The sequence below is a fragment of the Prosthecobacter sp. Pr1 genome, assembly GCF_057652315.1.
In genome coordinates, this window is record NZ_JBYFBS010000009.1 from 59,771 (window position 1) to 79,315 (window position 19,545).

Here is a 19,545-nt window from a genome sequence, read left to right on the forward strand (position 1 = left end):
GGCTGTTCATGCTGCCGCAGGACTCCGTATGATCTTGTCATGACTCAGACTGCCGCCTGTTCCCTCCTGCTGCTGCTCGCCTTAAACACCTCGCTCTTCGCGCAGGTGGATGGCATCAAGACGAAGACGACTTATGCCAAGGCCTACGGTGAGACGAAGAACCCCGTGGCCGTGGATCCCGGCAAGGACCTGCCCCGCTACCCTGCTATAGAGCCAAAGAACGCCATCGCGTCCTGGCAGGTGAAAAAGGGCTTCAAACTCCAACTCGCCGCACATGAGCCGCAGGTGCGCAGCCCCATCGCCGTCTGCTTTGACGAAAACGGTCGCATGTTTGTCTGCGAAATGATCGACTACAGCGAGATGCGCGATGTCACACCTCATCTGGGTCGCATCTCCATGCTGGAAGACAAAGACGGCGACGGCTACTACGAAACGAGCCAGGTCTTCGCCGATGACCTCCCCTGGCCCACCGGCCTCGTTTGGGCCAATGGCGGCCTTTATGTCGGTGCCACACCCGACATCTGGCGCTTTGAGGACAAGGACGGCGATGGCAAGGCCGAGGTGCGCGAGAAAGTCTTCACCGGCTTCGGTACCGGATTGAAAATCCTCAACGTGCAGGGCCTCATGAACAGTTTCCAATGGGGCCAGGACAATCGCATTCACGTCCTCGCCGGTGGCGGCAACCGCGGCGTGATCACCTGCCTGAAGCGCCCAGACGACAAAGGCGTGGAACTCGGCGGCAAAGACTTCTGGTTTGATCCGATCTCGTTGGAGTTCGGCCTCGAAGGCGGCGGCGCGCAGTATGGCATGAGCTTTGACAACTACGGTCGCAAGTTCGCCTGCTCGAACTCCGATCACCTCCAATACTGGGTTTACGATGACAAGTATGCGAACCGCAATCCCTACTACACCATGCCACCCGCACGCCAGAGTATCGCGGCGGACGGCGGCGCGGCGGAAGTCTTTCGCCTCAGCCCGGACGAGCCCTGGCGCATCATCCGCACGCGCTGGCGCATCGCCGGTGTGGTCAAAGGCGCGGTCGAAGGCGGCGGACGCGTGAGCGGCTACTTCACCGGCGCCACCGGCACCACCATCTATCGCGGCGATGCCTATGGCCCCGACTTCGTGAACAACAGCTTCACTGGGGATGCAGGAGGCCAGCTCGTGCATCGCAAGATCATCAAACCCAGCGCGGACGGCATCAGCCTCATCGGCGAACGCCCCGCCGACGAGCACGGCTTTGAATTCGCCGCCAGCAAGGACACCTGGGTGCGCGTGGTGAACTTCGCCAACGCCCCCGACGGCTGCCTGCACATCTGCGACATGTACCGCGAGGTCATCGAGCACCCCTGGAGCATCCCCGACGAGATCAAAAAACACATCGACCTCAACAGCGGCAACGACCGCGGCCGCATCTACCGCATCGTCCCCGACAAAGGCGCCGAGCGCATCGGCCAAAAGGTGGCTCTGGGCAAGATGAGCACCGAAGAACTCGTGCAGACCCTCGGCCATCCGAACGGCTGGCATCGTGATACCGCGCAGAGGCTGCTGTTTGAGCGCAAGGACAAGGCGGCTGTGCCAATGCTGGAGAAAGTGTTGGGTGGTGACAATGCACTGGCGAAGTTGCATGCACTGGGGGCGCTTCGTGGCTTCAGCGCGTTAAACGCATCCATGCTCAGCAAAGCTATCTTGGATAAAGACCCTCACGTGGTGGAGGCTGCTCTCCATTTGTCTGAGACTTTGCAGCCAAGTTCACTAGGGTTTGATGAAATTGCGAAGGCAATTGAGGGGCAGACGCAGAGTGGCAACATGCGTGTTCATTTTCAAATCGCACTCACTGTGGGCGAATTTCTAAAGGATGCAGATCTCTTCGACATGTCCGCAATAAAATCACTTGGCTCCAGTCGCAGGTCGATGACTTCAAGTGTTGCTCAAATGGTTCTTAATGACTTGCCGACCAACGATCGGGTGGTTGATGCATACTTGAGTGGAAACCCAGATGTGAGCATCGCTTTGGTCGGAGTCATCTTTCTTGACCCAGAGGGGCTAAAAAAAGCGGAGCCAGCAAAGCTCAAGTCAATATCGAAGGTCATTCAAGCAGCGGGTGGCGCAGCTAAAGCGGCGCATCAGGCGGAACGTGATCGAGGCGGCAAACCCAATGCCTCCCTTCTAATTGGTTTAATTGCATCAACGCCAAGAGCCGAGTTCATAGGTGCCTTGGCCGCCGGATTCAAGAAGGCAGGCATCGACCTTGCTACAGCCGATACCGAACATAAGCTCACCGGCATTTTCACCAAAGCTGCGTCGAATGCTGCTGACACCAAGAAACCGGAAACGGCACGCGTGGAAGCCATCAAACTCCTCGGCCTCACTTCAGCCAAGGAAGCCGCCGAAGCCCTGACTCAATGCCTCGCACAAGGCCAGCCAGATGCTGTGCAAGCAGCCTCCATCCTTACACTGGCCCAGAGCAGTTCACCCGCTGTAACAAAATCACTCATCACAAACTGGGTCGGCTACGGCCCCAAAGCCAAAGAAGCCGCTCTCGAAGCCCTCCTCGCCCGCGAAGATCGCGCCCTGGCCTTGCTGGAATCCAGCGCGGTAAAACCGACGGAGTTCTCAGCGTCCCAAGTCCAGGCGCTCCTCAAGCACAAGTCCCCCAAAGTCGCCGCCTCGGCAAAAACAGCGCTGGCCTCCGTCATCCCGCCATCGCGTGAAGAGGTGACTGCGAAGTTCAAACCCGCCATCGCCGCCCATGGCGACGCCAAGAAAGGCCAGATGCAGTACATGGCACGTTGTGTGGCCTGTCATCGTGCAGGAACCATGGGATTGCAGGTGGGCCCAGATTTGATTACGGTAAAAACCAAGGGGCGCGAGGCTCTTCTTACGGCAATCCTTGAACCCCACAAGGAGGTTGCCTCTCAGTTCATTGCCTATACCGTCAATACAAAGGACGGTCAGACATTGGCTGGAATTATTACGAATGACACCGCATCAAGCATGTCCCTCAAGATGATGGGCGGCATTGAAAAGACACTCCAGCGTTCGGAGATCAAAGGCAGCAGCTCCACTGGGCAGAGCCTGATGCCGGAAGGTTTGGAGACCGGCATGAGCGTTGCAGACATGGCTGATCTTCTTAGCTTCATTGAGGGACAGTAACCATCCCCTAAAACTGAACCGGTTTTTCTTTGCAGCCGTCGCTGTCTGCGCTCCTGTGAACATATCATGAAGACCACCCCCGTTACCTTTGAAGATCTGCAGTCCTCCGTCATCGCTGTGCCGCCACTTTGCCGGAACAAAGATCTGTCATTGGCCAAGTCGCAAAACAGCCGCCTGATCAAGCACATGTACAAAGGCGGCATCCGCACGCTGCTTTATGGAGGCAATGCCAATCTCTACAACATCGCCCCCAGCGAGTACCACTCCCTGCTGAAGATGCTGGTCGATGTGGCACCTGAGGACATGTGGATCGTTCCCTCCGTTGGACCCATGTATGGCACCGCAATGGATCAGGCCAAGATTCTCAGCGAATTCGCCTTCCCCACCGCGATGCTGCTGCCCACGCTTTTCCCCTCCAAGCCTGCCGGTGTCGCCACGGCCATTCGTCATTTCGTGGAAAAGTCCGGCATCAAGGCCGTGCTTTACATCAAGGACGGTTCCTACATCACTCCTGAACTCGCCGCCGAACTCGTCAATGACGGCCTGATCTCCTGGATCAAATACGCCATCGTCGAGCCTGATCCAAAGAAGGACCCTTATCTCAAGAAGCTCATCAAGCTGGTGGACACCAAGCTCATCGTCAGCGGCATCGGCGAGCAGCCATCCATCATCCATCTGCGTGATTTCGGCGTCACTGGTTTCACCGCAGGCTGCGTCTGCATCGCCCCTTCCCGCTCCACAGCCCTGCTTCAGGCCATCTTGAAGAAAGACTGGGACACGGCTGAAAAGATCCGCGAGGAATTCGTCGCCCTCGAAGACCTGCGCAATGCCCACAGCCCCATCCTCGTGCTGCATCACGCCGTCGAGCTCTCCGGCGTTGCCCAGACCGGCCCCGTTCTTCCTCTTCTCACCGAACTTCCAGCCAACCTGCTGCCGAAGATCGAGAAAGCTGCCAAGGCATTGCTGGCCAAGAACGGCTGAGCCGGGAGTTTGCAATAGCAGTCAGTGGCTCCTAACCACCGCTGATCATTGCTTCAACAAAACACTTCACTTCCCGCATTAGGCATTGCCTAATGCGGGAAGTTTGTATTGACGGTTTGTGACAACTCACGCCATGGATATGCGTATTCTCACACCATGACTTCACGCCGTCACTTCATCCAGTCTCTCTTCACCACCGCTCTCCTTGCCGCTTCCGGTGGCATCACAGCTCAGGAAGCCGCCAAACCCGCCCGCAAGCTGCGCAAGGCCATCATGGGCGGCACGCTCGGCATCAAGGGCACGCTGGTTGAGAAATACAAATTCGCCAAGGAGGCTGGCTATGAAGGCGTCGAGCCAGCAGGCGGCCTCAATCATCAGGAGGTGATCGATGCGCTCGGCCAGTCCGGTCTGCAAGCCGCCAGCGTGTGCTGCCACACGCATTGGAAGCAGACGCTCACCCATGACGATCCCAAGATCCGCGAGGAAGGTTTGCAGGGCGTGCTCACCACCCTGCGCGATGCCAAGGCCTACGGTGCAGATTCCATCCTCGTGGTGCCCGGCGTGGTGAGCGAGACCGTGCCATATGACGTGGCCTGGACTCGTTCCATTGCTGAGATCAAAAAGGCCGTGCCGCTGGCCAAAGAGCTCGGCGTGAAGATCTCCATCGAGAACGTCTGGAACAACTTCATCCTCAGTCCGCTCGAAGCCGTGCGCTATCTTGATGAAGTGGGTGATCCCATCGTGGGCTGGCATTTCGACATCGGCAACGTGCTGCGCTTCGGCTGGCCGGAGCAGTGGATCAAGGTGCTCGGCAAGCGTATCAACCGCATCCACGTCAAAGAGTACAGTACCAAGAAGATGAAGGAAGAAGGCATCTACAAAGGCTTCGACTGCGACCTCACCGAAGGCGACAACAACTGGTCCGCCATCATGAAAGCCCTCGATGACGTGGGCTACACCGGCTGGGCCATCAGCGAACAGCGCGGTGGCATCAACCCCAACGGCCTCAAGATGCTCACCGAACGCATGGACAAAATCTTCGCCATGTAACAAACAGTTTCGCGGTTCTCAGTTCTCTGTTCGCCGTTAACAGAGAACCACGAACCGAGAACCGAGAACAATCCCCCCCATGCCCTCCGCCCTCGCCATCTTCGCCCATCCTGACGACATCGAATTCGTCGCCGCCGGAACCCTGCTGCTGCTCAAAGAGCGCGGCTGGGACATCCACTACATCAATCTCTGCACCGGAAATGGCGGCTCCGTGCAGATGGACGGCCCTACCACGACGCAGAAACGTCTCGAAGAAGGAAAAGAAGCCGCACGCATCCTTGGAGCCACCTTTTATCCGCCAATCTGTGATGACCTGGAGCTGACCTACTGCGTGCCTTACCTGCGCAAAGTCGCCGCTGTCGTGCGCATGGCCCAGCCCAGCATCGTCCTCACCCATGCCCCTGCTGACTACATGGAAGATCACATGCAGGCATGCCGCCTTGCCGTCACCGCTGCGTTCTCGCACTGCATTCCCAATTTCCAGACCGATCCTCACCTCCCTTCCTACTCGCACGATGTGACCGTCTATCACGCCATGCCTCACGGCCAGTGCGATCCCCTGCGCCAGAAGCTCCAGGCCGGGCAGTTTGTGGATACCACCAGCGTTCACGAGCTCAAGCGCGAATCCCTCGCAGCCCACGAAAGCCAGAAGCACTGGCTCGATGTCAGCCAGGGCATGGACTCCTACCTCATCAGCATGGACGAGTCCTCCCGCTCCATCGGCAGGCTCTCTGGCCGGTTCGAATACGCCGAAGGCTGGCGCAGACACCTCCACCTCGGATTCAGCGCCAAAGAAATCGATCCCCTCAAAGACGCTCTTGGCGACCTCTGCCTCATCAATGAGGAATACGAGCGGGCCAAAGCCACTCCGGTCTGAGTTCCAAGTTCGAAGGTTTAAGCGAAAAGTTTAAAGTTGGCAGCACACTGGCTCCCAGCTTGAAAACTTGAGCTTAAACCTTTAACTCGGCCCCATGCCCGCTCCGCTGACCTACCTGCTTGTCGACGGTCACAGCGTCATCCACGCCTGGCCGGAGCTGAAGCGGGAGCATCGTATCGCCTCCCGGCGTCATCTGGCCCGTACGGAGCTGCTGAAACGCCTGCGCAATCTTCAGGACATGAGCGGCATGCAGGTCGTCGTCGTGTTTGATGGAGCCAGACAAGGCACCAATGAAGAGCGCGAGCCCCAGGGCCTGCAGATCATCTACGCCGATCCCGGCACCACGGCGGACACCATCATCGAGCGCCTCGTGGCCAAATACATCCATGAGCGCCCCATGCGCGTTGTTTCCGCCGACGGCATGGTGCGTGAAACGATTCTGTCACTTGGAGCCGAGTGGTTCAGCCCTGAAATCCTCCGCAGCCTGTGCGATGGTGCTGAAACCAGCATGCGCGCCCGCCTTGCCTGATTCCCATTCACGTTCTAAGCTCCTGCCATGAGATTGATTCTTCCCCTTTTGTTTTTGATGCTTGGCGTTTCCGCCGCCCTGGCGCAAGCCCCTGCTAAGGCTCCCGTTTCAGATGAGGTCAAAAAGCTCCTGCTGGAAGCCCGCGACATGCGCGTGAAGCAGCGCTACACCGATGCGCTCGAAAAGCTGGATGCCGCCGAGAAACTCAACCCCAACCTGGCCGACATCTATGCCCTGCGCGGCGACATCTACCTGTCACCACGCCGTCGTGATTTCGACCTCGCCCTGCCCCAGTTTGAAAAAGCCGCGCAGCTCCAGCCGGAAAGTCCGCTGCCCAAGTTCAATCTCGCTGAGTTCTACTTTGTGAAACACGATTTCACCACCGCGCTCCAGTCCTTCACCAAACTGGCCACGGACTACCCCAAGCTGCCCATGGTCATCCGCCACCTCGTGCATTACAAACGGGCGCTGTGTGAACTCAAGCTCGGTCACCGCCCCGCCGCCGACCAGATCATCGCGGAAAATTTCACCTTCATGGACGACACCCCGGCCTACTACTTCAGCAAGGCAGCCATTGCCTTTGACCTAGGCGATCCCAACAAAGCCAATGAATGGGTGAAGCGTGGCGTGGCTGTTTTCAAAGCCCCGAGCTGCGAACCGTACTACGATGCCTTCAAGGAACTGCGCTGGGTGCCTGACCTGGACTTCGCCCCGCCCCCGGATACGTCCAAAAAACCGTGAAGTGGTGCATCGCAGCCGATACCGGTGGCACCTTCACAGATTGCCACGCTCTCGACCCTCAGGGCCGTGAATCACGCTGCAAAGTACTCTCCACCGGTCACCTGCGTGCCGTCGTGGCCAGCAGTATGAACATCCATTTTCGTCTCTCCGGCCTCCCTCCCCTGCCCGCCAGTTTCCTTGCAGGCTTCCACATCAACGATGTCGGCAGCACGGAAGTCCGCACCATCACTGCCTTCAACAATGACACAGGAGAGATCACACTCGACGCCCCTCCATCCTGGCAACCCGGCACCCTGCTGGAACTCACCACCGGTGAGGAGGCTCCGGTTCTCGGCGCGCGCATTCTGACCAACACCCCGCCCGGGCGCGAGTTTCCTCCCCTCAATCTCCGCATCGCCACCACGCGTGCCACCAATGCGCTGCTGGAGCACAAGGGCGGCCGCATCGCCCTCTTCATCACCAAGGGCTTCGGCGACCTCCTGCAAATCGGCGACCAGCGCCGCAGCGATCTCTTCGCGCTGAAGCACGAACCCCGCGTGATCTTCCACGAGATCGCCTGCGAAGTGCCTGAACGCATCAGCATCTCTGGCGAGGTGCTCGAACCCCTCAGCGAAACCCATGTGCGTGCCTCCGCCCGTGAGTGTATCGCGCAGGGAATCACCACTGCCGCCATCTCCCTGCTGCATGGCCATGCCCATCCGCAGCATGAGCTTCGCGTCGCCGCCATCCTGCGCGAGTGCGGCTTCACGCACCTCACGCTCTCGCATCAGACCGCCGCTTTTGCCAAGCTCCTGCCGCGCACCCAGAGCACCGTGGCCGATGCCTACCTGCACGCCCCCGTGCAATCCTTCCTCAATGGCATCCGCCGCGTATCCCCGGACATGCAGGTGATGACCAGCGCTGGCGGCCTCAAATCTGCCGATGACATCCGGCCCAAGGACATGCTCCTCAGCGGTCCTGCCGGAGGAGCCATCGGTGCCGCCAATGCCGCACGCCGCCTCGGCATCACCAAGATCATCACCTTCGACATGGGCGGCACCAGCACTGATGTGGCCCGCATCGACACCCGCCCCGGCTACCGTTTCTCCCAAAACGTGGCCGGCATGCAGTTGCTCGCGCCCTGCGTCGCCATCGAAACCGTCGCCGCAGGCGGTGGCTCCATCTGCCACCTCACACATCACGGCCTCGCCGTCGGCCCCCAAAGCGCAGGCTCCAATCCCGGCCCCGCCTGCTATGGCAAAGGCGGCCCGCTGACCATCACCGATGTCAATCTGCTCCTCGGCCGCTTCGATCCCGCACGTGCACCGATCCCACTCGATATCTCAGCCGCACAGCGACGCTTGAGCGAACTCCATGCACAAACCGGCGGCACAGGCACGGAGGCGGAACTCCTACAGTCCCTGCTGCGCCTCGCCATTGAGCACATGACCGATGCCATCCGCCGCATCTCCATAGGCGAAGGCTTTGCCCCCCGCAGATCACGCGCTGCTTGCCTTTGGTGGCGCAGGCCCGCAGCATGCCTGTGCCGTGGCCGAATCCCTCGGCATGCAGACCATCCTCGTCCCTGAGCACGCCGGCATCCTCAGCGCCGTTGGCTTGCAGGAGGCCTTGCCGGAACGCATCATCGAAAAAGAAATCCGCCTCCCGCTGACGTCTGCATTGAACATCCTGCCAGCCGAACTCGCAGCCCTGCCACAAGGCGAGCGCACACAAATCGCCGAACTTCGCCTCAAAGGCCAGGACACACCGCTGCAGGTGGAGTTTCAAGACCCCGCCGACCTACCGCATCTCTACGCCGCAGTTTACGAACGCCTGTTTGGTTACAAACCGCCTGCCGGACGCGAGATCGAACTCGTCAGCCTGCGCATCATTCTGCGCGAACCTCAGAGCTCCTCTTTGGGCTCACCACTTCTCGCCCAGCCTGTCGAACCAGCCCCCGCGCTGATCCAGGATGCCTTCAGCACCATCGTCATCGCACCCGGCTGGCGCGTGGAAAAGGTCACGGGCTTCGGCCATGTGCTGCGCTGTGATCAGATGGCAGGCCCGCCACCCACGTTGGGGCGCGATCTCCTGCGCCATCGCTTCCACTCCATCGTCAGCGACATGGGAGCCCTCCTCTGCCGCACCGCCATTTCCACCAACATCCGCGAGCGCCTCGACTTCTCCTGCGCATTGCTCGATCCCCATGGCCGCCTGCTCTCCAGCGCACCGCACATCCCCGTGCATCTCGGGGCTCTCGGCGTCTGTGTGCGCGAAGTTGCGCAAGCCGTCGCCATGCAGCCGGGCGACACCATCATCACGAATCACCCCGCCTACGGTGGCTCTCATCTTCCCGATGTGACGCTAATCACGCCCGTGCATGACACCCGCAGCCAGCTCATCGGCTACATCGCCAATCGCGCGCACCATGCCGAGATCGGCGGCATCACGCCCGGCTCCATGCCCGCCAATGCCACTCGCTTGATCGAGGAAGGCGTCGTCATCGCACCCCTCCACCTCATTCGCGGCGGCGTCTCCTGCTTTGACGAGATCAGCACCCTGCTCACCTCCGCCGTACACCCCACACGCAATCTCGCCGACAACCTCGCCGACCTGCACGCCCAACTTGCCGCCATTCTGCACGGCGCCGAGCGTCTGCGTGCGCTTTCAGACGACTCCTTGCAGCCCATGATGCAGAGCATTCTGGATCATTCCGCCCAGGTCATGCGCTCACAAATCGAGCGCCTGCCCGCAGCCATCTCAGCAGCGGAGAAACTCGATGACGGCTCCACCATTGCCGTCTCCATGCGCAAGTCCGACGGCAAACTCGTCCTCGACTTCACTGGCACCTCCGGAGTGCATCCGCGCAATCTGAACGCCACCACCGCCATCGTGCGCAGCGCCGTTCTCTACGTCATGCGCCTCATGCTGCAGGAAGACCTGCCGCTGAATGAGGGATTGATGGAGCCCGTGGAAATCATCTGCCCTGAATCCCTTCTCAATCCCACCTTCACCGGCGATGCCTCCCGCGATCCCGCCGTCGTCGGCGGCAACGTCGAAGTCAGTCAGCGCCTCGTCGATACCCTCATCAAAGCCCTCGACCTCCAGGCCTGCAGCCAGGGCACCATGAACAATTTCCTCTTCGGCGGCACAGGCTTCGGCTATTACGAAACCATCGCCGGCGGCTCCGGCGCTGGAGATGGCTACCACGGCGCTCATGCCTTGCACACGCACATGACCAACACCGCCATCACCGATCCCGAGATCATCGAACAACGCTACCCCGTGCGTCTCCGCCAGTTCGCCATCCGCCGCCACTCAGGCGGCATCGGCCAATGGCACGGCGGCGATGGCGTCATCCGCGAATTCGAATTCCTCGCCCCGCTCACCGTCAGCCTCCTCACCCAGCATCGCGTGGAATCTCCCTTCGGCCTCCACGGCGGCTTCGCCGGAAAAACCGGCCACCAAACCTTGCTGCGCGAAGGTCAATCAACAACTCTCGAAGGCTGCACCTCCTTCCCCGTCCAGCCTGGAGACCGCGTCACCATCAAAACCCCCGGCGGCGGTGCCTGGGGAAGCGGCCCCGCCGCTTGAAGTACGATAGGCACTCTTGCCTGTCGACCAGCGCCCCCAAATCCCCCCACACTCACCGCATACGTCTGCCCCGCGCACTCGCGTCTACGGCTTCTTCTTCGCCACCACCGTCAGCCACGGATGCGTGTCAGCCATAATCAGCAAATCCCCACGCGGCTCAGTAAACGGAATCGCATAGCTCGCCTTCACTGTCTCAACCGCATCCGGTGCGCTGGTCACAATCTCCACGGCAAACGGTGCCTGATTTGCCACCACCTCCGCTGTCGCCTTCAGCGTCAGTTTCACCTCACCACCCTTCGCCAGCACATCCACACTCTCCGCCGTGACTCCCGCTGGCAGTTGGACCGCCTGCGCTTTGATCTTTCCGGCAAACGTGCCGTTAGTCTTCACCGTGACCTTCACCTCCACCGACTTTCCAGCCTCCAAACGATAAGCATGGGTATCCAGCGTGGCCGTGAGCGAAGCCACAAACGGTTTCACCGTCAGCTCATAAAGATGCTCGGCGCTGCCATGTTGAAACCGGTCGCCAACGATCAGCTTAAACTCACCATCCTTCGGTGCCTTCCAGCGCAGCGTGGGGTCCAGGCTGTCTTTGTCGGCGTCATCCGCCTGCTGCAGAGATTTCCCCGTTTCATCCTCGATCCGCAGCGTGGCATCCAGCAGACTGCGCATGCGTTGTGCGCGCACGCTGATCTGCAAATCATCACCCTTCTTCGCAGTGAACGTATAGGCATCCTCTTCCGCCGCCTTGCTGATGCAGCCATTGAGCACCGCAGGCAGCGTGATTTTCCCCGGCTGGCTCAAAGCCGCCACGGTCTTCGCCTCATCTGTCACCGTGAGCCGATACACATGACTGGCACTGCCTTTGAGGGCGACATCTGCCGCAGGCGGATGTGCAAACGCGAAAAGCTGCACAAACAAAGCGCCGTCGGCAGCAGGCGTGTATTCAATGCGCGGATCAAGATTGTGCGTGTCATGCCCGGCAGCGATCTCAACGCCCCGTTCGTTCAGCAGCCGCATCGCGGGGTCCATCGGTGAACCCAAAGCATAACCATGCAGATCAAACCGGATGCGTTTCCCCTTCTGCGCCCGGATGGTGAAGGTGTCCACTTCACCCGCCTTCTCCAGCACGCCGTTGAAGGTCACATTCATCTTTCCCTCAGCCTGCTTGGCATCGGCCAGCGTGTCATTAGGCTCCTTTTCCAGCACTTCTTCAAATTTGCCCACCTCGATGATTCGAGGTGGCGAGGCATCCGCTTCATTGTACAGCCTGATCAGGCACGGGCCCGGCACAGCATCTTTGGCGATGTTCAAATAGAACTTCTTCGGCTTGTCACCACCCAGCACCACCACATGCGGATCGCTGCTCCAGACCAGAAGCGTCTCCTTTTCCAGCCCCTTGCCGCTCACCAGCGTCTCGACCCGGCCGCCAATCTGCCCTCCTGCTGGAAACAGACTTTCAAACGCATGCGGAGCCGCGAATGCCGAAGTGATGAAGGCGGAACACAGAATGACGAAAGCCAGCACACGGCGGCCATTCGTCATTCTGCATTCGTCATTCGTCAGTTCCCGGCGCATCACGCAAACAGCTCGCGGATGGGCCTGCCGCCGTTGATCAACTGCACCGGACGTCCGCTGCCTGTGTGCAGCACCTGGTGCGGATCAATGCCAAGCTTGGTGTAAAGCGTCACGGCAAAATCTTCCGGTGAATAGATGTTGTCGCTGGCGTAGTAGCCCTTCGGATCGGTGGCACCAACGATGCCGCCACGTGGAACTCCAGCGCCTGCGAACAGGATGTTCATCGCGCCCGGCCAGTGGTCGCGGCCCGAATCCTTGTTGATCTTCGGCGTGCGTCCAAATTCTCCGAGGGCAACGACCAGCGTGCTTTCCAACAGACCACGGCGATCGAGGTCGGTGATCAGTCCTGCCATGCCCTGGTCAAACTTGTTCATGAACTCGCCTTTGCAGGTCTTGAACAGATCGCGGTGATGATCCCAGCCACCGTAGTTCACGGTGACAAACGGCACGCCCACTTCCACGAGACGACGTGCCAGCAGCATGCGCTGGCCCAAATCATTGCGGCCGTAGAGATCCCGCGTCTTCTCATCTTCCAGCGAAATATCGAAAGCTTCCTGCGCCGGCTTGGAGGCGATCAGATCCACTGCCTGACCGTAGAAAGTGTCAAAGCTCACCGCCGGATCTTCCGCCACGGCATCATTCAGACGCTTCATGCGGTCCAGCGAATGGCGCAGATCACGGCGTGCGAGTCCACGTGCATCACTGATTTCGGAAGGCAGCACCACGTCGCGCACCTTGAAGCCCTTCGAATTCGGGTCGCCACCGGCAACGAACGGAGCATGCTCTGCACCGAGGAAGTTCGGACCACCGCTGCGGGTGATGCTCGGCAGTGTCATGTAGGCTGGCAGGCCATTTTTGATGCCACGCTTGTAGCTCACCACGCTGCCAAAAGATGGATGAAAGGTCACAAAGGCACCGCAGCCCACCGGAACCGGTGTCGGCGCACCCGTCATCATGTAATGATTGCCGCCGCCGTGGTTCGGATCCTTGTGCGTCACGCTGCGCAGCACGGTAAACTTGTCCGCTGCTTTGGCCAGGTGAGGCACACTTTCAGAGAAGCGCACCCCTGGAACACTGGTCGGGATCGTGCCCAATGAACCCCGGATCTCACTCGGAGCATCCGGCTTCGGATCAAACATCTCGTAGTGCGAGGGACCACCATCCAGCCACACTAGAATGCAGTTTACGGGCCGAGCGATCGAAGGCTGCGGAGCCTGCGCCGCCATGGCTCGCGCACGCAGCAGATCTGTGAAGCCCAAGCCGCCACCGGCAGCGGTGAGACCGAGCTTCAGAAAATCACGCCGCATATGACCGGCGCAGTTGTGAGTAAAACGAGTCATTTGTATGAGCAGACTACGCTAAATATCAGGCATTCTTGCGAGGGTGGTCAAAAGTCCTGCTCAATTAATGACACGGGTGTCCGCAGATGGCCTTTCTCGTGGAATTTCGATGCCCTCAGCGTGAATGGCAGGCTTTAAAACTTTTGTACCAGAGACCTGAAAAAAGGAACCAAGAGTTCCGCCCCAGCGGGTGTGAGGTGGTTGTTGTCATGGTAGAGGAGTTTGTCATTCTGAATCACACGATAGTTGCCGCTGCTGTTGAGAAAGAGATCGGACGGATCCACCACCGTGACTCCCATCTCAGTGAGTTTGGCAAAGATCTCATCCATTGGGGCGCTGGCCTTTCGGTGCTGCTCCTTGCTGATGCCAAGGGTGTCAAAGTCGCCCCTCCGCAAAACCGTGAGAGCAGCCACACGGGGTACGTCACTGTCATGTTCGGGCAGACCTTTGAACACGATCACCTGGGCACCTGTCGCCATGAGGGCGCGCGTTGAGGTGACAAGATCGTCTCTGAGTTCGTCCAATGGCCCATAGAGCTTCCACCTGCAGATGAAGATGACATGTTTGATGTGCTGCTCGGCAACGAAGTCCACAATATCTTCGGAGACTTTGGGCGCCCTTTTGCTGGGCGGTTGATAGGGAGTGGGGCTGTTCTTCACGGCCGGAGGAGTCGCTCGACGGGCTGGCATGAGAGCACGCAGCGAAGCCTCGCGGCAGACAAGGTCCAAGGCAGGAGCGGCCGCTGCGGCATGGCTGTCTCCATACAGAAGCAGGCTGATCGGCTGGGTGACTTTGTCAGAACCAAACTCGATGAAATTCCAACCGTTGCCTTGGAACGTGCCGGCCTGGTCGTGAAACTTTTTGTAACCATCCTGAGTCTGGTTGTCCATATGAGTGGAGGCATACGCGAGTGCTTTGGCGGGGAATCGCGCAGGAAAGCCATTGAAAACCCACACTGTGGACGCCAGGGCGAGAAACAATGCCGTGGTGATCCCTGCAAATTTAAAAATCTGGCGGCGTTCACCAAGCCACTGGCGACGACGGAAAGGCGTCTCGATTAGTTTCCAGGAGAGCACGGCAAGTACAAAGCTCAGCAACAGCAACTGGATGCGGCTGGAAGTGCTCAGCTCATGAGCGGAGAGATACTGGGACAATGTCAGCAAAGGCCAATGCCAGAGATACAGCGAGTAGGACACCAGTCCTATGAAGACAAAAGGCGGGAATGAAAGCAGTCTGCCGACGATAGAGGGACTTGAGCCACTCGAAAAGATGATGAGCGCCGCTCCGAGACATGGGGCCAGTGCTGCAGGGCCTGGAAAGTGCATGTGATCATTATAAGCAAGCATCGTCATGCAGATCAGCCCCAGCCCCAGAAGGCCGGATGCCTCACTCACCCACCTTTTGACTTGGGGTCTTGGGCAGTAGATGGCCAGCACTACACCGACAAGCAGCTCCCAGGCACGGAATGGCAGAAGGTAAAAGGCTGAACGATAATTATGAGATGAATAGGCACCGACCGACCCGAGGATGAATGAGCCAAGGGTGATCCCGAGAATGTAGTGCTTCCATTTGGAGGACCGGGACCGCATGAGGAAGGTCAGCAGCAGCGGAAAGAACAGGTAAAACTGCTCCTCCACTGCCAGTGACCAAGTATGGAGCAGAGGCTTCGTTTCGGCCGCCGGAGCGAAGTAGTCGCCATTTCCCCGAAAGTAAAAGTTGGCAGCCATCAGCGCCTGGTACAGAAGAGACTGGCCTGCTTGTTTGAAATCCTCAGGCAGGTAAAACATCCAGGTGGTCACCAGAACAAACACCAGCACGACGCACAGCGCGGGCAGGATGCGCCGGATACGCCGCTCCCAAAACTGCGGCATGCTGAATGAGCCTTCCGCCATCTCCCGGACAATGAGTGAGGTGATCACATAGCCGGAAATAACAAAAAAAACGTCCACTCCCGCAAAACCGCCCGGGCAACCAAGCTTGGCATGATAGATAAGCACCTGCAGAACTGCCAGAGCTCGAAGGCCATCAATGTCCGGGCGGTATTTAAAGGCGGGCTGGCTGTGTGTGCTTGCAGAAAGGGTCATGTTTGAACGGATCCAAGGGCCCTAAACCTAGGCCTTAACATCCGCAATTTTTTGCAAATTGTTTTTTTCAGAGGTGCCCATGCCCCATCGAATCACAGGACGGATAAATCCAAGGCTCATTTCATGCAATCAGTGATTAAACACAAACTCCGCCGAATTCAGCAAACTCCACAGCACATCTTCAATCGCCTGCTGCTTGTTCGCGACACCGACATCCAGCGCCTTCCCTGCAATCGCCACCTCTTCGGCGGTGGGCAGGCGTGAGTAGCAGGCGAGGTAGAGCTCCTCCATGATCTGCTCCGGCTTGAGGTCGCTCTTGGCCAGCCTTGTCACGCGGCCCTTGCTGCTGATCAGCATTTCCTGCAGCTTGGTCGAGTTCATCAGATGCAGCGCCTGCACCACGCTGGGTTTGGCATCGCGTTCGCAGGGGCATTCGGAGCTGGCATTGGGGCGGCCAAAGGCGTCCATGAACTGGCTTTCGAGCTTGTGATTCCACGTCTGCTTCGCCAGCGCATCCGACGGCATGCCTGAGAAAGTTTCATGGACCTCGGTGACTTCACACACGGCATCCAGCAACGTTTCCGCAGGCAGACGGCGGCGGTAACTGCGGCTGTAGTTTTTCAAATCGGCGATGTTCGTCTCATTCGGCAGGCTGCTGAGGCGATAAGTCTGCGACAGCATGATGTTGCGCATGAGGTGCTTCAAATCATAGCCGTGCTTCACGAAATCCTGTGCCAGCCAGTCGAGCAGCGGCGCATTGGTGGGCGGGTTCGAAGCGCGGAAATCATCCACTGGATCGACGATGCCGCGTCCCATGAAGCTGGACCACACTCGGTTCACAAGGGCAGGCGCAAAGTAAGGATTGTGCGGATTGGTCATCCAGTCCGCCAGCACCGCGCGCGGGTCCTGCGTTTCAGCGATGGTGATTTCCTTGTCGGCAGGCGGGCGCGGTTTGAGCGTGGTTTTGGAGACCGGGTGCTCGATGCCCGCATTACCCGGCGCGAACCACATCTGCTCCGGCTCACCACTGATCGGCGCGGAGATCCCCTGCCCCTTGCGCTTCATCTGTGTGAAGAACGCGGCCATCTGATAATAGTCCGTCATATCCCACTTCTCCGTCGGGTGGTGGTGGCACTTCGCGCATTCAAGACGCACGCCGAGGAAAATCTGTCCCACGAAGGTCGCCGCATCCACGGGATCACGTTTGTCGCGCCAGACTGCCACAGGGCCGTCCTGATGCGTGTTGCCCTGCGCCGTGAGGAGTTCGCGCACGAAGCGGTCCCAAGGCTTGTTCTCGCGGAAGCTTTGGCGGATCCACTGGTCCAGCAGATAAACCGGCTTTACGCCGACGCGCGAAGGATTCGGACGAATCAGGTCCCCCCACTTGATGGCCCAGTGGTCGGCCCACTCGGGACGCTGCAGCAATGCCTCCACCCACTGCTCATGCTTCTTGGGATCCTTGTTCGCCGCAAAAGCGCGCGCCTCCTCCACCGTTGGCAGCATGCCAATGGCATCCAACGTCGTGCGGCGCAGAAACTCCGCGTCCGTGCAGGTGTCGCTGGGCAGATGGCCAAGCTTTTGCAGGCGTGCATACACGAGCTTGTCGATCTCATTGCGCACGGTCAGCTTGGCGTAGCTTTCCGGCGGCAGCAGTTTTTCCGCCGGCACCGCCACACGCGAGATGGCCACCATCCCCATGTAACGAGCCACGATGACCGTCTCGCCGCTTTCATTCGTGGTCTTCATATGACCGTCTTCATCCACGGCGGCGATGGCTTTCTCGGAGGAAATGTAATCCGTCAGCCCCGTCACATCACGCGTGGTGCCGTTGCTGTACTTGGCCGTGACCTTCAAAGCACCCGCTTCATTCTTGCGATACGTCTTTTCAGCAGGCACCACCTCGATGCCCGTGAGCGCAGGCTGGCCCGGCGTTTCATACGGCATGCCCTGTCGAATCCATTCCGCGATGGTCTTCGCCGATTCGGAGTCCGGCTCAAACCGTTGCCCGCCTTCATGCTGCACGCGCACCACGGACTTTTGCAGCAGCAGACTGTCTTCCGGCAACGCTGGGAACACACGACGACCGCGCGAGTCCTTGACCAGTTCCATGTAGTCCCCTTTCGGATCAAAGGCAAAGATGGAGAGCTTGAAGCCTGCCTGTCCCGACGACTTCGCATGACAGCTGCCCAGATTGCACCCCGCCTTGCTGAGCACTGGCAGGATGTCCTGCGTGAAGGAGAGCGCCTTGGGATTCGGCGCGGCAGGTGCAGCCGCAGGGCCGTTTAGCTTCGTGACCTTCAGCTTCTCATCGATCTGGAAGACATCGCCCGCATCGGTGGCGGCATAGACATTCTTGCCATCCGCCGTCATCACGGCCGCATTCGGCACGTCTTCGAGAGTACCAATCCTCTTGTCCGTCCCCGAGGTAAAGGCAAGGCGCACGCCATCATGCGCCTTCAATTCCGTGACGCCATGCACGCTGCCGTTGTCATTGAAATACGTCAGCTTGGTGGAATCCGGCGACCACAGCAGCGCGTTCACAGGCGAGGTTTTGTCTCCCAGCAGCATGATCATCTCCTTGCTGGCGATGTCCCAGACTTTCAGATCCTTGTCCGCACTGCCCGTGGCGAGCCACTTGCCGTCCGTGCTGAATCCCAGCGCCACGATGTGGCCCACATGGCCCTCAATTCTCGCCACTTCCTTCAGAGTGGCCACATCCCACACCTTGGCCTGATTGTCCGCGCCGCCAGTGGCGATCTGCTTTCCATCACGGCTTATGGCCAGGCTCAACACATTGTCCGCATGCGCCTCCACCGTTTGCGAGGGCTTCGGCTCTCCAAGTTTCCAGCGATGCACCACCCCCTTCAAGCTCGTAGCCCCATCGGCCAAAATCAGTGTGGCATTATCCGGCAGAAACACCGCGCCCGTGACACGCCCTTCCAGGGGCGTGGTCAAAGTATGCGCGACTTCCCATGCTGGTGCCTTCCACACCAGCACGCTCCGGTAACCACCTGCCGCCAGCAGCGAGCCATCCGCATTCCAGGCCAGCGACTGCACCACATCCTTGTGGCCTTCCAGCGTCGCCACCACCGGCGCATCCTTCGCCGTCAAATCACGAATCAGCACCCGGTTGCCGCGCCCCACTGCCAGGCGTTTGCCATCCGCGCTCAGCGCCATCGCCGCAGCGGGTGTGTGGCTCGCAGGCAGCGCCGTCAGTTTGTCCGCAGGCGTCAGTTCGCCGAACTTCTTCAGCGCCGCATCATCCCAGGGCGCCCCCGCATTCACCCAGGCTTTCAGCAGGTTGATCTGCTTTTCCGGCATCTGCTTCTTCGGCGGCATGTGCGCATCGCCCGGATCATTCAGCGCTTTGATCAAGGCGCTGTGATCCGCATCTCCGGCGATGGCAGCACCATTTTCGCCCCCCTTCAGGGCCAGTTCACGCGTCTCCAGCGATAGCCCGCCCTTCTTCTTCTCCGCATTATGACACCCCAGGCACTGCGTCTTCAGCAGCCCCATCGCTTGTGCAGGATGCACCTTCGCCACCTCCGCAGCGAGCGAGGAGGTGAACAGGATGAAGGCAAGAACGTGGCGACTTTGGATCATGGTTAGCCTCAAACTACGCCCTAAACGGCAAAG

12 protein-coding genes are annotated in these 19,545 nt (G+C 59.4%); 8 read left to right on the forward strand and 4 right to left on the reverse strand.

Going from position 1 to position 19,545, the window contains the following annotated elements:
• The first annotated feature begins 39 nt into the window (after positions 1 to 39).
• The 8 genes from AC24GY_RS15875 to AC24GY_RS15910 all read left to right on the forward strand — a co-directional run bounded on the left by AC24GY_RS15875 (position 40) and on the right by AC24GY_RS15910 (position 10,907).
• Positions 40 to 3,156, forward strand: a complete 3,117-nt coding sequence (locus AC24GY_RS15875; protein ID WP_487684919.1) for a PVC-type heme-binding CxxCH protein — start codon at positions 40 to 42, stop codon at positions 3,154 to 3,156.
• A 66-nt stretch (positions 3,157 to 3,222) separates the two neighbouring features.
• Complete coding sequence (locus tag AC24GY_RS15880) at positions 3,223 to 4,137, forward strand: dihydrodipicolinate synthase family protein (protein WP_422317297.1); 915 nt, start codon at positions 3,223 to 3,225, stop codon at positions 4,135 to 4,137.
• Positions 4,138 to 4,293: 156 nt separating this feature from the next.
• Positions 4,294 to 5,187, forward strand: coding sequence for a sugar phosphate isomerase/epimerase family protein (locus AC24GY_RS15885; RefSeq protein ID WP_487684923.1), 894 nt, complete (start codon positions 4,294 to 4,296; stop codon positions 5,185 to 5,187).
• Positions 5,188 to 5,266: 79 nt separating this feature from the next.
• The gene (locus AC24GY_RS15890) at positions 5,267 to 6,064 is read left to right on the forward strand and encodes a PIG-L deacetylase family protein (RefSeq protein WP_487684926.1); all 798 of its coding nucleotides are present in this window, start codon (positions 5,267 to 5,269) and stop codon (positions 6,062 to 6,064) included.
• Between the two features lie 94 nt (positions 6,065 to 6,158).
• Positions 6,159 to 6,593 (forward strand): NYN domain-containing protein, encoded by a 435-nt coding sequence (locus AC24GY_RS15895; protein WP_422317291.1) that lies wholly within the window; start codon positions 6,159 to 6,161, stop codon positions 6,591 to 6,593.
• A 27-nt stretch (positions 6,594 to 6,620) separates the two neighbouring features.
• On the forward strand, positions 6,621 to 7,334 hold the full coding sequence (locus AC24GY_RS15900; RefSeq protein WP_487684930.1) for a tetratricopeptide repeat protein: 714 nt from the start codon (positions 6,621 to 6,623) through the stop codon (positions 7,332 to 7,334).
• Positions 7,331 to 8,902, forward strand: a complete 1,572-nt coding sequence (locus AC24GY_RS15905; RefSeq protein ID WP_487684933.1) for a hydantoinase/oxoprolinase family protein — start codon at positions 7,331 to 7,333, stop codon at positions 8,900 to 8,902. Before AC24GY_RS15900 ends, AC24GY_RS15905 begins: the two co-directional genes overlap by 4 nt.
• Positions 8,799 to 10,907, forward strand: coding sequence for a hydantoinase B/oxoprolinase family protein (locus AC24GY_RS15910; protein WP_487684936.1), 2,109 nt, complete (start codon positions 8,799 to 8,801; stop codon positions 10,905 to 10,907). The genes AC24GY_RS15905 and AC24GY_RS15910 overlap by 104 nt, the downstream gene beginning before the upstream one ends.
• Before the next feature lie 84 nt (positions 10,908 to 10,991).
• On the opposite strand, the gene AC24GY_RS15915 is transcribed toward AC24GY_RS15910, so the two are convergent.
• The 4 genes from AC24GY_RS15915 to AC24GY_RS15930 all read right to left on the reverse strand — a co-directional run bounded on the left by AC24GY_RS15915 (position 10,992) and on the right by AC24GY_RS15930 (position 19,512).
• Positions 10,992 to 12,452: a hypothetical protein gene (locus tag AC24GY_RS15915; RefSeq protein ID WP_487684939.1), complete on the reverse strand. Its 1,461-nt coding sequence runs from the start codon at positions 12,450 to 12,452 to the stop codon at positions 10,992 to 10,994.
• 32 nt (positions 12,453 to 12,484) lie between these two features.
• On the reverse strand, positions 12,485 to 13,825 hold the full coding sequence (locus AC24GY_RS15920) for a DUF1501 domain-containing protein (protein WP_487684942.1): 1,341 nt from the start codon (positions 13,823 to 13,825) through the stop codon (positions 12,485 to 12,487).
• 134 nt (positions 13,826 to 13,959) lie between these two features.
• Positions 13,960 to 15,909, reverse strand: a complete 1,950-nt coding sequence (locus tag AC24GY_RS15925; protein ID WP_487684945.1) for an acyltransferase family protein — start codon at positions 15,907 to 15,909, stop codon at positions 13,960 to 13,962.
• A 129-nt stretch (positions 15,910 to 16,038) separates the two neighbouring features.
• A complete protein-coding gene (locus tag AC24GY_RS15930) occupies positions 16,039 to 19,512 on the reverse strand; it encodes a DUF1553 domain-containing protein (RefSeq protein WP_487684948.1) in 3,474 nt (1,157 codons plus the stop codon).
• Positions 19,513 to 19,545 lie beyond the last annotated feature (33 nt).